We start from the raw sequence: 14,420 nt of genomic DNA on the forward strand, positions 1-14,420 counted from the left end.
TAACAATAGGCTTCGCTCCTGAATACAAAAAACAAAAAAATGAGTAGTTACAGACTGATAGGTTTTTTAATGGCGATATTACTTTTTACAAGTTGTAAAAAAAAGAACGTTACTGCTAATCCCGAACTCTCTGCTTCCCCGTCGGAGATTAATCTTCCCGCCGAAGGTGGAACAGCAGATTTGACAATTAACGGAAATGCAAATTGGACGATCAGTAATGCTGCTTCATGGTTGCAACTAAGTAAAGCATCAGGCAATAGTGGTAGCAATACTATCAAGTTAACATCAACATCAAATGAAACAGGTTCTACCCGGTCTGTATATTTATCAGTAAACTTTTCAAACGGACAGGCAAGGAGAGTAAAGGTATCACAACGGCCCACCTTATACCCGTCTTACAACACTTCTCCCAAAGCGCCTGATTCAACAGGAATGAGCACTGCTGTGCAATTGGCTGCCAAATTCAAATTGGGCTGGAATATTGGTAATACAATGGAGGCACCTAATGGTGAAACGGGTTGGGGCAATCCTCAGATCACAGAGTCGTACATCAAATTTGTAAAACAGCAAGGGTTTACTGCTATTCGACTTCCATGTGCATGGAACTGGACGCATTTAAGCGATGAAAAAACCGCAAAGATCGATCCCGCTTGGCTCAACAGGGTTAAAGAAATTGTTGGATACTGTGTAAACAATGGACTGTATGTTATGCTCAACGTTCATTGGGATGGTGGCTGGCTTGAAAATAATATCAATCCGCTAAAGCAGGATTCTGTTAATGCAAAACAAAAAGCAATATGGGAACAAATTGCTACTGCCATGCGTGATTTTGATGAGCACCTCATGTTTGCAAGCGCCAACGAACCCAATGCTGATGATGCTGCGGAGATGGCAATTTTAGCATCCTATCATCAGACATTTGTTAATGCTGTTCGTTCAACAGGTGGGAAAAACAGCCACCGTGTTCTTATTGTTCAGGGGCCAAATACAAGTGCGACATTGACATATAATTTAATGAATACACTTCCTAAAGATCTAACAGCCAATCGCCTGATGGTTGAAGTGCATAACTATACGCCTTCATTGTTTTGTTTCATAGGTGAAGATCAAAGCTGGGGCAGGATGATTTATTACTGGGGCAATGGGAATCATTCCACCATTGAACCCGATCGTAACGCCACTTTTGGAGAAGAGAGCGAAATCATTGCTGACTATAACAAGATGAAAACTGCATTTATTGATAAAGGGATTCCTGTAATAATGGGTGAGTATGGAGCTTACAGGCGCAAGGGCCCAACTAATATTCCAAAAGATATGGTGAAGCATGAAGCTTCGGTTGACTATTGGACAACCTTCACTACCAAAGAAGCATTAGCCCGTGGAATAAAACCATTTTGGTGGGATACAGGTGGTGCGTTGGATAGAAGTAATAACACCGTAAAAGATCAGCGTACAATTGATGCTCTTATTGCAGCGACGAAGTAAAGTTTTTTGATAAAAGATGAACTGGCCGGTTGAGGATAAAGCGATATGCCAAACGCAACCGGCCTTTTCAACTTTGCAACAATTGTGATAACCCAATATTTTATAATAGAAAAAACTAAACGATCATGCAGCATTTTAATCTATCCGGATACTTGTCAAATAGAGTATCTCAGCAATCCAGAAAAAAATCAATTGCCTTATTATGCTTCGTTTTTTTAATTAGTCTGTTTCATTATGAAGTAAAGGCTCAAACATCAGGTTATACCTGGAAGAATGCACCTATTGGTGGGGGCGGTTTTGTAACAGGAATCGTTACTCATAAAACATCTGGCGACAGGTACTGCCGCACCGATGTAGGCGGGGCATACCGTTGGGATGCTGCCAACAATAAATGGGTTCAGCTGCTCGACTGGATTAACGAGTCAGAGAATGGATTTATTGGGGTGGATGGTTTGGCGCTGGATCCGCAGAATGCAAACAATGTTTATATGCTCTGCGGTACTTCTTATATCAACAACGGAAGAACGGCCATATTGAAATCAACCGATAAGGGAAATACATTCACGTATACAGATGTCACTTCCAAATTTAAAACGCACGGAAACGGGAACGGACGAGGCAACGGAGAACGTCTTGCTGTCGATCCCAAAAACAGCAACATATTATTCTGCGGAACCAGGGGCAATGGATTATGGAAAAGCACAGATGCCGGCGTTACCTGGAATCTTGCGTGGAATGCTGTAACAACCACTCCCAATGAAAACGGAATATGCTTTGTACTTTTTGATCCCTCAGGCAGTGTGGTAAACGGAGCCAGTCAAACCATTTACATAGGCGTTTCACGCACCGGAGGTGGGAACATTTACAAGAGCACAAACGGAGGTACCAGCTTTACCGACATTACTCCCACTACCAGTTTTATGCCGCATAGGGCGGCGCTGCAGGGAACTACAATGTATGTAACTTATGCAGATGGTGCAGGTCCGGCAGTTAATGGAGATGGAAAGTTATATAAGCTCAATACTTCTACAGGTGCATGGACAAACGTTACACCCGTTCATTCAAAGGATTATTCATACGGTGGCGTAAGTATCGACCCTACGAATGTTAATCGTGTGATAGTTTCCACCTGTGGTATGTATTGGAACAACCAGTTTGGTACAGGCTGGGGAGATTTTATTTTTATTACTACTGATGGAGGAGCGACCTGGACGCTTAAAAATGGCTCAAATGCCACCTATGATGCTAACGGTATGGAATGGTCCAGAGGGGGGGCGATTAACTGGATGGACTGCATCGAGTTTGACCAAGACAATCTTTTAAAAGTTCGGGTAATCGGCGGAGGTGGAGTATACACCTGTTCGGATATTACAGCCACAAATACATCCTGGAAATATGATGTGATCGGTATTGAAGAAACAGCATTTCTTGACGGCACAAGTATTCCCGGCGGACCGTTTATTTCTTCTTTCGGAGACGTATCAGGCTTTATGCATGAGCCGCTGACTTCTGCTCCTTCAACCAGACTTTCTCCTGCAGGTGGTTATAATAACCATAGTATTGCGTATGCCGCCGGCAACACAAACAAAGTTGTAAGAATTGGTAATGGAGATAACATTGTTTATTATTCAAATGATAAGGGCAGCACATGGACAGGAGCTTCTTCAAATATGGGCGCATCGGGAAGAGTAGCTGTCAGCGCAGATGGAGGTACTATATTGCATTGCCCCGGAGGTTCCTCAACAACATACTATACCACTAACAATGGAGGAAACTGGTCGGCCTGCTCAGGTGTGTCGCTCGGAGATGTTGCTCCGGCAGCTGACCAGGTAAATTCAAATTATTTCTACATATTCCATCCATCAACAGGGCAGATGTTCAGAAGCTCCAATAAAGGAGTGAGTTTTTCAGTAGCAGGCACGCCGGGTGCCTCAACAGCAAATCATCCGTGGGAATCTGTGTTGATACGGACAGTGCCCGGTTTTGAAGGACATCTATGGGTTCCTCTTGGCCGCAACGGACTAAAATATTCAACTAACGCCGGAGCGGCTTATACTACAGTTTCAAATGTAAGCTATTGCAAATCGATAGGGGTAGGAAAGACAATGCCCGGATCTAATTATCCTGCTGTTTTCATTTGGGGAACAGTGTCGGGTGTCACCGGCCTTTTCAGATCAACAGACCAGGGTGTTACATGGCTCAGGCTGAATGATGATGCCAACCAGTTTGCAGGAGCGCCATTGCTTATTGGAGATATGAACGTTGCCGGAAGAGTATTTATGAGTGCCGGCGGAGGAAGAGGTGTGATTTATTGGGAGCCTTCTGGTTCCTGCACACCAACTGCTATCACTCCGTACGTGCAGATTAACGGTGGGGCATGGCAGCAAACCGCCAATGCTTCTTTAACTGCAGGAGGCACTGTCATGTTTGGCCCGCAACCTGTAACAGGAGGATCGTGGAACTGGAGCGGCCCGAATAATTTTAGCGCAACAACACGTGAAGTAACCATTTCAAATATTCAGGCTAACCAGGCAGGTAATTACGTAGCTACATATACCAATGACGGAGGATGCCAAAGCACACAGACCTTTAGTGTTACTGTGACAACAGCCGCCACAGGCTCCATACTGAGAGAATACTGGACATGTATTAACGGCAGTACAATTAGCAGTCTTACTTCCAATGTCAATTATCCAAACAATCCAACGGGTAGCGTGCAACTCACCAGTCTTGAAGGCCCTACAAACTGGACAAATAACTACGGTACGAGAATACGTGGATATGTTCACCCTGCTACAAGCGGAAGCTATACGTTCTGGGTGGCCGGAAATGATAACACGGATTTGTACCTGAGTACAAGTGATAATCCTGCTAATAGTTCAAGGATAGCTTATGTGAATGGTTCGACAAATTCAAGACAATGGAATAAGTATGCCTCACAACAATCTGTAACCATCAACCTCACTGCCGGACAGAAATACTACATCGAAGTCCTTCACAAGGAAGGTACTGGTGCAGATAATGTAGCTGTAGCATGGCAAGGCCCCGGTATTTCACAACAGATAATTGCAGGAAGCTATCTTTCACCGTTTGTTCCGGCAGGCGGCGGTAATTCATCTGCCACTGTTAGTCTTAATGAAGATGAAATCAATCTTTATCCCAATCCATCCAATAAGGGAAGGTTTACTGTTATCCTTCCGGAAACTTCAGAAAATGCGACAGTGAAAATTTTTGATAACCAGGGACGCATGGTTTATGAAAAGAGCACTCAAGGCAATAAAAAAATTGAGATCGATTCGCAGCTTCAACCAGGGCTTTACATTGTGAGAATAAATTGTAAAGCATATAGTTTCACGAAAAGACTCATTGTTAATTGATAAATCTTCTTCAATCACCTGGAATTCTTCAATAAAAGCATTCCAGGTTTATTATACAAAACAATACCATTAAAAATAGTTCGATTGATGATGCTAAAAATGTGGATGTCGAAAAAAGAAGTTGAGCAAAAATTTTCTTGCGTAAATGTTACTGCCGGTTAAACACCTGCAGTGCGTTGAAAACAGAAAAACGAGGTTGAAGTTTCTTAAGTACAAATAAAAGGCAAGGAAATTATTCTTAACTATTAAGAACAGTGCAAGTAAAATGTTTAAAAAATTATCTGCCGTTGCATACATTGGTTTTTTATTTTTTTTCTTATTGTTTGATGAAAACGTTTGGGCACAGGAACGGCCACCCATTCGATTAGGCCCCGATGATAAGCCGGCTTACAACAATCCACCTGTTGGCTTCAGGAACAAACGAGAGAATATTGCTCATGGTACAATCAGCACTGTTCAGTACGATTCCAAAACACTTTCGTCACGTCGGGAGATGTTGGTGTATACTCCTGCCGGTTATTCACCTGATCGAAAGTACCCGGTAATTTATTTATTGCATGGTCTCAATTCAGGTGCAGGTCAATGGCCGTACTGGGTGCGTGCAGATCATGTTATTGATAACCTGATAGCCGATGGTAAAATTGAACCTGTAATTATGGTTTTCCCTAATTGCAATACCAATGTAACAGTATCCAATCCCAAACCTGATGAACAGGAAGAACGAAAAGGGGGATTTAAAGGTTATGGTAAATCGTTTGAAAACGATTTGCTCAACGATATTATTCCTTACATCGAATCGCATTATTCTGTATACACCGATCGTAAGCATCGTGCACTTGCAGGTTTGTCCATGGGTGGTGGACAGTCGTTGAATATTGGTCTCTCGCATATCAATACGTTTGCTTTTGTTGGCGGATTTTCATCAGCCCCGAATACAAATGAATTCGGAGGACTTAATAACATCAAACTGTTACCTGATCTGTTGCCAGCAAAAGAACAACTTGCATTGCTTTGGCTTGGCTGTGGCAGTAAAGATGGCTTGATTGGTGTGAGCCAGCGTGTGCACAATCATCTGAAAGAACAAAAGGTACCACATGTATGGCATGTAGATGACAATGGACATGATGATGTTGAGTGGGCCAATAATCTTTATCTTTTTGCACAGCATATTTTCAAAAAAAGCAAGGGAAATTTATCTCAACTCAGTTTGCCAAAAGTGTTTAGCAGTAATATGGTTTTGCAAAGGGATATTCAAATTCCTGTGTGGGGTAATGCCAGCCCGGGAGCAACTGTAGTGGCAACACTTGGAAAGATACGAGCAACAGCAAAAGCCGATAGCAAAGGAAAATGGATGATGCATTTTCCAAAGTTTAAAGCAGGGGGGCCTTATACACTAAAAATTATTGAACAGGAAAAGCCGGCAAATGTTATTGAGCTAAAAGATATTTTAATTGGTGATGTTTGGGTTGCTTCTGGTCAGTCAAATATGGAGTGGCAACTGCAGTTGGCAAAAGATGCTGCTAAAGAAATTGCCAATGCCAATTTTCCAAAAATTCGATTTCTTTATGTGAAGCAGGGCAAACAAATAAAACCTCAAACTGATATTCAAACTGATCAATGGAAAATTTGTGACACATCAAATGTGAAGGAATGGTCAGCGGTTGCGTACTTTTTTGCACGTAAAATTCACCAAGATCAAAATATTCCGATTGGTATTATTCAAAGCACCTGGGGCGGCACCGCCATCGAATCATGGATGAGCAGAGAAATGCTGCTTACTTCACCTGTTACAAGGGAAAGAACACTTGTTGTTGATACAATTTCAATAAGCCAGGAAGATATTATTCAGGACAGTTTGAAACAGATACGTTTTTGGGATATAATCTATAATCCGCAAAATAATGCGGACAAGTTAGTCCCGTCTGCAGAATTTAATGATGCCGGTTGGACTGAAATCGAAATGCCCAATGTGATAAAAAATTTTGGAATCGGTCCTTTTGAAGGTATCGTGTGGTTAAGAAAAAAAATCAACCTGCCTGAATCTTATCATCAAAAAGAATTAACCATCAGCCTTGGTCATCCCGAGATGAATTATACGCTCTACTTTAATGGTCAGGAAATTTGTAAAAATGTTTGGTATTCCAATCCAACACATACGTATACCATTCCGGCCAACCTGGTAAAGAACGGAGAAAATATTATCGCATTAAGAATGGCTATGTTATGGACAGGTGGTGGATTGAATCCGGCAGATACAGTTTTTATTTCCGATGGTTCATCTGAAATTTCATTAGGCGGTAAATGGGTTTACAAAAAAGATGTTGAACCTGCACTTCCTAAAATGCATAATTATCAGCAAAACCCTTCTGTTATTTTTAATAACATGATCTACCCGGTTATTCCTTATGGCATCAAAGGATTTATCTGGTACCAGGGTGAATCAAATGCAGCAGCGGCTTATGATTATCGAACATTATTTCCTATGCTGATTGCAGACTGGAGACAACGCTGGCAACAAGGTAATCTTCCATTCTTATTTGTGCAGTTGGCCAATTACATGAAAACAAAACCACTTCCAGATGAAAGTGAATGGGCAGAATTGAGAGAAGCACAAACACGAACCTTATCGCTACCTAACACAGGCATGGCTTGCGCTATTGATATTGGAGAAGCGGGTGATATTCATCCGAAAAACAAACAGGACGTTGGCTACCGTTTGGCATTGCTGGCCAACAAAATGGTGTATAAACAAAATGTTGTTGCTTCCGGGCCACAGTATAAAAGTTATAAAATAGAAGGCGATCATATCAGGATCAATTTTATTAATAACGGTACGACGCTTAAAACAAAAGATGGAAAAGAAATAATTGGTTTTTCCATTGCCGGTGCCGACAAAAAATTTTATTGGGCCACAGCAACTATTGAAGGGAATGAAATTGTAGTATCATCTGCAGAAGTAAAAAAACCAGTAGCAGTGAGATATGCGTGGGCCGATAACCCCGAATGTAACCTCATAAATTCTGAAGGGTTGCCAGCAGTTCCATTCAGAACGGACGACTGGAAAGGCATCACCCAAAAATAAATCAACGTTCAACCGGTTCCGGAATAATTCTTAAAGAAAAATATGAAATCGAAATTAATTGTAACTGTTTGTATCCTGTTTTGTCATTCACTTTTTGCACAGGTTACTAAATTGGAAAGTCCTGACAAATCCATCGTACTAAATGTATTCTTATCAGCTTCCGGTAAAATTCAATACAGCATAAAAAAATCCGGCGCCAGCGTTATTGAACCTTCGGCTTTGGGTGTTATGATGAAAGGGCATGATTTTACACAAGGCATGAAGTTATTGACGACATCAAAACCGGTGCGTATAACAGATAGTTATCAAACGAAGAATGCAAAAAAAAGCAACATTGTTTACCAGGCCAATCAACTGGTACTGTCTTTTACTAATGAAGAAAAGAAAAAAATGGAAATCATTTTCCGGTTGTCAAACGATGGTGTTGCTTTCCGGTATTCTTTTCCCTGGATAAAAAATAAGGAGACAATTATTGGAGAACATTCCTCTTTTACATTTGATAAAAATGCTAAAGCCTGGCTGCAACCAATGAGTGAAGCAAAAACAGGTTGGCAAAAAGTTCATCCATCTTATGAAGAACATTACTTGCAGGATATTGTTGTTGGCACAGTGTCGCCGTTAAAATCAGGTTGGGTGTATCCGGCTTTATTTAAAACAAATAATACTTGGGTGCTGATTACAGAAGCAGCACTTGATGGTGCTTACTGTGGTACAAGATTAATTAACGACTCTGCTTCGTCTGTTTATTCAATTGGCTTTGCCGATCCCAGGGAAGTGTTTACAGGTGGCGGTTATTTGCCACAAAACAACAAGCCATGGCTTACACCGTGGCGCATTATAACAATAGGCAGTTTGAAAACAATTGCAGAATCAACATTGGGTACAGATCTGGCACCAAAAGCTATTGCGATAGATCATTCATTTATTAAACCAGGCAAAGCATCCTGGAGTTGGATAAACAGCAAAGATGACAATATCATTTTCAGTGAACAAAAAAAATACATTGACTATGCTGCTGATATGCATTGGCAATATTGCCTGGTAGATGCTGCCTGGGATGCTAAGATTGGATATGACAGCATAAAAATTCTGAGTGACTACGCTGCTAAGAAAAATGTTGCATTGCTATTATGGTATAATTCAGCAGGCGATTGGAATACGGTAACCTATACTCCAAAAGATAAGTTGCTGACGAAAGAAGGAAGGGAAAAAGAATTCAGTCGTATTCAGGCAATGGGTATTAAAGGTGTAAAGATTGATTTCTTTGGTGGCGATGGACAAAGTATGATTGAATACTACATTGACATTTTGAATGATGCCGCAAAATATAAGCTGCTTGTAAACTTTCACGGCGCAACATTACCAAGAGGATGGCAAAAAACATATCCTCATCTTATGACAACCGAAGCAATTTATGGAATGGAGATGGTAACATTTGATCAGAGTGCAGCAGATAAGCAGGCCAACCATTGCGCTATGTTGCCGTTTACGAGAAACGCATTCGATCCAATGGATTTTACACCGATGAATCTTACGGGGCTTACATCATCTAATTGTATAAGGAGAACAACTCCTGCATTTGAACTTGCACTTTCAGTTCTATTCTTATCAGGCATACAACATTATGCCCAGGCACCGGAAGGGATGGGGAATGTTCCAAAAGATGTAAAACTCTTTTTGAAAACAATTCCTGATTATTGGGATGATGTAAAATTTTTAGAAGGATTTCCAGGAAAGTATGCTGTGATTGCCAGGCGTAGCGGTAACAAATGGTACATAGCAGGCATAAATGGAACAACAGACGAGAAGAAACTAAGTGTTGACCTTACTGCATTTAAGAAAAGCAAAGTAACTCTTTTCACAGATGGTGAAAAGGGAATGCTGTTCTCAAAAACTGAAATGAACACACTCAAAAATAAGAAAGTGAATATTACATTAAATGGAAATGGTGGTTTTGTAATGGTGCTTGAATGAGCGTGAAAGGAAATGATTACGGGGATATGAGAGTTTAACGATACTGCAAAAACGCATCATTTGAAAAATGTTTGGTTAGAATTTAACCGAATAAACAAGCAGCCTGGTATAAAAATATAATTAAAATATTGTTGCATATAACAAAAAGAACAATCTCAAAAAATGAAGAGAATTGCATACTTGGGAATCTTTCATTTGCTGATTACAATCAGTACTGCTAATGCACAGGATTACAACATTACTGAAACTGGTATTAATACAGCAATTAATGGTGTTAACATAGAAGTTCAGTTCTATGCGCCATCAATAGTAAGAATTACAAAATATCCAACAGGAGCTAAGTTTGAAAAACAAAGCCTTGCTGTGATAAAATTTCCGGAAAGGGTTTTATTTACCACAAAGAAAAACAAACATGAACTGTTGCTGAAAAGTAAAGCGATAAATATTAAGATAAACCTTAAAACAGGTGAGATTAATTATTTATCAGGGTCGTCAGTACAACTTCTCAAAGAAAAATCCGGTGGCACTTCGTTCAAAGAAATAATTGATGCTGGTGAAAAATCCTATTCTGTTTCACAGTCGTTTGAATTGGAAAAAGCAGAAGCTATTTATGGGTTAGGCCAGCAACATGATGGCAAAATGAGTAAACGAAATGTGAAACTAAGAATGGTGCAGGGAAACCTGGATGATTACATTCCTTTCTTCCAATCAGTAAAGGGTTATGGTTTGTTTTGGGATAATTATTCTCCAACACTTTTTGAAGACAACCAGGATAGCACCGTCTTTAAATCGGACGTGGCTGAAGGAGTGGATTATTATTTTATGTATGGAGGCAATGCAGATGCTGTTATTGGCTGTATGCGTAACCTCACCGGGCAGGCACCCATGTTTCCTTTATGGACCTATGGTTTCTGGCAAAGCCGGGAACGATACAAAAGCCAGGAAGAGCTGGTGGATGTAGTAAAAAAATATCGGGATTTGAAAGTTCCACTTGATGGGATCATTCAGGACTGGCAATATTGGGGGAATAATTATTTGTGGAATGCAATGGAATTTTTAAACCCCGGTTTTCCTGATCCACAGAAAATGGTAGATGATGTGCATGCTCACAATGCTCATGCAATTATTTCTATATGGAGTTCTTTTGGGCCAATGACAAAGCAATATAAAGAACTCAACAAAATGAATGCATTGTTCAATTTTCGCACATGGCCTTCATCTGGTGTGGAAACATTTCCGCCCAAAATGGATTATCCCTCCGGTGTTAAAGTGTATGATGCATTTAATCCTGCCGCCCGTGACCTTTATTGGAAATACCTGAATGAGGGCATTTTTAAGTTGGGCATGGATGGTTGGTGGATGGACTCATCCGAGCCTGACCATTTAGATGAAAAAAAAGAAGACTATGATGAGAAAACCTATTTAGGCTCGTTTCGTAAGGTTCGCAACGCTTATCCATTAATGTCTGTAGGCGGGGTGTACCAACATCAGCGCCAAGTATCTTCACAAAAAAGAGTTTTTATTCTTACCCGCTCTGCATTTGCCGGTCAACAGCGTTATGGTGCCAATACCTGGTCGGGTGATACAAAAGCATCCTGGAAAAATTTTAAAAACCAAATATCGTGCGGACTTAATTTTTCGCTTTCAGGCATACCTTATTGGAATAGTGATATTGGCGGATTTTTTTTATGGGATTATAAAAGCCCACTTCAAGACCCTGATTACAGAGAAATGCATGCTCGTTGGATACAGTTCGGCACTTTTTGTCCAATGATGCGTTCTCATGGCGAAGGGTATCCCCGTGAAATTTACCAGTTTGGTGCAAAAGGAAATCCTACTTATGATGCAATAGAAAAGTATATTAATCTTCGCTATCTGCTCCTTCCTTATATCTACTCAAACTCCTGGCTGGTTACATCCAGCCAATCCAGTATGATGAGAGCACTGATGATGGATTTCTCTAAGGATAAAAAGGCGCTTGACATAAATGATGAATATCTTTTTGGGAAGTCCTTCCTGGTATGCCCGGTTACCCAACCAATGTATTGGAAAACAGAACGGCGTAATAATGACTCGGTAAAAGTGGTTGACTATAGTACCATTAGAGAAAAAGAAGTGTACCTGCCAAAAGGAACAGACTGGTACGACTTCTGGACCGGAGAAAAATTTACAGGCGGACAGACTGTTTTAAAAAAAGTACCACTGGATATTTTGCCATTGTATGTAAAAGCAGGGTCAATAGTACCTCTGGGATCTAATGTCCAGTTTGCAACTGAAAAGAAATGGGACAGCCTGGAAATAAGGATTTACAAAGGCACTGATGGCAACTTTACATTGTATGAAGATGAAAATGATAATTACAATTATGAAAAAGGAATGTATTCAACCATTCAATTTCATTGGAACGATGCTAAAAAAACACTTACAATAGATAAACAGAAGGGTAGCTTTCCCGGCATGTTGAAGAACCGGGTGTTTAATATTGTTATAGTAGATTCTAATAAAGGTAATGGCGATCGTTTATCTAATAAGTATGATAAAACGATCAACTACAATCAAAACAAAGTGGTAATAAACTTCAAATAATATTTACCGGTTTATAATAGAGTAATCTTCCGTTTTAATTTGTGCAGTTAGCAAATTACATGAAAACAAAACCGCTTCCATAATAAAAATTGCACCCCATAACAAAACGGCCTTATGCCCCCAATAAGATATTACAAACCTGAACTAGACTTGCTTCGCTTTTGTGCATTTCTATTTGTGTTTTTTACACATCGAATGGACCTTGCACCAATTGACCCTTCACAATATTATTGGGGACATCATATCAGTTTGGTTGGAGTTTATGGAGTTCCACTCTTCTTTTTTCTAAGTGCATTTTTAATAACAGAATTACTTACTAAGGAACATGAGCAATTTGGGAAAATCAATATCAGATCTTTTTACATAAGACGCATTCTTCGCATTTGGCCATTGTATTTTACTTTCTTTTTTGGGATGGTATTAGTTACACAGTTTTCAGACAAATTCGGGCATATTACACCCGGAACACAACTTGCATTTAGTTTATTTTCCGGCAACTGGTATATTAGTTTTAATCAATGGCTTTCGTCTTATCCTATTAATCCGCTTTGGAGCATTTCTGTTGAAGAACAACTTTACATTTTACTTCCGTTAGTTGTATTTTATGCAGGCAAAAGAGGGTTAAAAATTTTTTCATTTCTGGCACTCCTGGCAGCTTACGCCACTATTATTTACTATGCTCAAAAGCCCACAAAAGGATTTAGCGGCGAATGGACAAACAGCTTTGTGCAATTTCAATTTTTTGCAGCAGGAATTCTTCTCTCCGTTTATTTAAAGGGATGGCAACCAAAATGGCATGTAGTTCCAAGAATTGCAATGTTTTTTGCAGGACTGGTATGTTGGTTGTTAGCCTCAATTGTTTGTGGAATTCATGCAGATGCTCCACACCTCTCAACTATTTCACAAGCTATTGCTGGTTGGTTTTTGATACTTGCCGGAGTTGTACTGTTTTTTCTGTCGTTGTATGGAGCTTCGTCAAAATATATGCCACCTGCATTGGTGTACCTCGGTCGTATATCTTATGGCATGTACATTTTTCATATCACCATGTTTTGGCTGGTATATCAAATATTTAAAGAGGAACTGGCATCTTTTAGTACAATGATTGGTTTGTATGAATGGAAAAACAATATTGGCTTTATTATCGCCTTCCTTGCTACTGTAATTATATCATTGTTGTCGTATAGATTTTTTGAAAAGCCATTTCTACAGTTGAAAAGGAGATTTACGTTTATTCCTTCAAGGGATTAGTTTGATGACGCATGGAGTAGGTTTGATAAGAAGCATTGCATAGAACGCTCTTGAATTTAGGAACACACTAAATAAATTAACTGTCTAACTTAAAAGATATGAATACTCAAAATGCTGTCAAGACACACTTTTTTTTAATGATCTTAATGTTTGTTTCAAGTGTGTCAAAGTCGCAAACTGCAAGCACTTTTAAACTGATCAGCTCAGCTTTCGAAGACGGGAAGCCTATCCCTGCTAAATATACATGCGATAGCTTAAATATATCACCACCACTTAGTTGGATGGGAATTCCTCAAAAAACGAAAAGCTTTGCAATAATTATGGATGATCCGGACGCACCAATGGGTACCTGGGTACATTGGGTAATTTATAATATACCAGGCACAGTAACTAGTCTTGAAGAGAAATTAAGCGTCCAAAAAATCAAAGCGACAGAGGGTTTGAATAGTTGGAATAAAAAGGGATACAATGGTCCTTGTCCCCCGTATGGAACGCATCAGTATAATTTCAAATTATTTGCTTTGGATGAAACCTTAACATCAAAAGATGGGATGACCAAAGCTGATCTGCTGGAGGCACTGAAAGGTCATATACTTAGTGAGACTACATTAAACGGCTTATTCAGGAATTAATAAATTGACGGAATTCAATTCAGATAGAAAAGT

Annotated in this window: 7 protein-coding genes; all 7 read left to right on the plus strand. The window is 39.8% G+C overall.

From position 1 onward, the window contains the following. The first annotated feature begins 39 nt into the window (after window positions 1-39). The 7 genes from WG954_RS14710 (at window position 40) to WG954_RS14740 (ending at window position 14,387) form a co-directional block, all read left to right on the plus strand. A complete protein-coding gene (locus WG954_RS14710) occupies window positions 40-1,485 on the plus strand; it encodes a cellulase family glycosylhydrolase (RefSeq protein WP_340437423.1) in 1,446 nt (481 codons plus the stop codon). A 125-nt stretch (window positions 1,486-1,610) separates the two neighbouring features. After that, on the plus strand, window positions 1,611-4,862 hold the full coding sequence (locus WG954_RS14715) for a T9SS type A sorting domain-containing protein (protein ID WP_340437424.1): 3,252 nt from the start codon (window positions 1,611-1,613) through the stop codon (window positions 4,860-4,862). 265 nt (window positions 4,863-5,127) lie between these two features. Next, the gene (locus tag WG954_RS14720; RefSeq protein WP_340437426.1) at window positions 5,128-7,944 is read left to right on the plus strand and encodes an alpha/beta hydrolase-fold protein; all 2,817 of its coding nucleotides are present in this window, start codon (window positions 5,128-5,130) and stop codon (window positions 7,942-7,944) included. 42 nt (window positions 7,945-7,986) lie between these two features. Continuing rightward, a complete protein-coding gene (locus WG954_RS14725) occupies window positions 7,987-9,918 on the plus strand; it encodes a glycoside hydrolase family 97 protein (protein WP_340437428.1) in 1,932 nt (643 codons plus the stop codon). Window positions 9,919-10,080: 162 nt separating this feature from the next. Continuing rightward, the gene (locus tag WG954_RS14730) at window positions 10,081-12,504 is read left to right on the plus strand and encodes a glycoside hydrolase family 31 protein (protein ID WP_340437429.1); all 2,424 of its coding nucleotides are present in this window, start codon (window positions 10,081-10,083) and stop codon (window positions 12,502-12,504) included. Between the two features lie 114 nt (window positions 12,505-12,618). Beyond that, the gene (locus tag WG954_RS14735) at window positions 12,619-13,755 is read left to right on the plus strand and encodes an acyltransferase family protein (RefSeq protein WP_340437430.1); all 1,137 of its coding nucleotides are present in this window, start codon (window positions 12,619-12,621) and stop codon (window positions 13,753-13,755) included. Between the two features lie 98 nt (window positions 13,756-13,853). Continuing rightward, the gene (locus WG954_RS14740; protein ID WP_340437431.1) at window positions 13,854-14,387 is read left to right on the plus strand and encodes a YbhB/YbcL family Raf kinase inhibitor-like protein; all 534 of its coding nucleotides are present in this window, start codon (window positions 13,854-13,856) and stop codon (window positions 14,385-14,387) included. Window positions 14,388-14,420: the final 33 nt, after the last annotated feature.

The organism is Lacibacter sp. H375 (genome assembly GCF_037892425.1).
Lineage (GTDB): Bacteria > Bacteroidota > Bacteroidia > Chitinophagales > Chitinophagaceae > Lacibacter.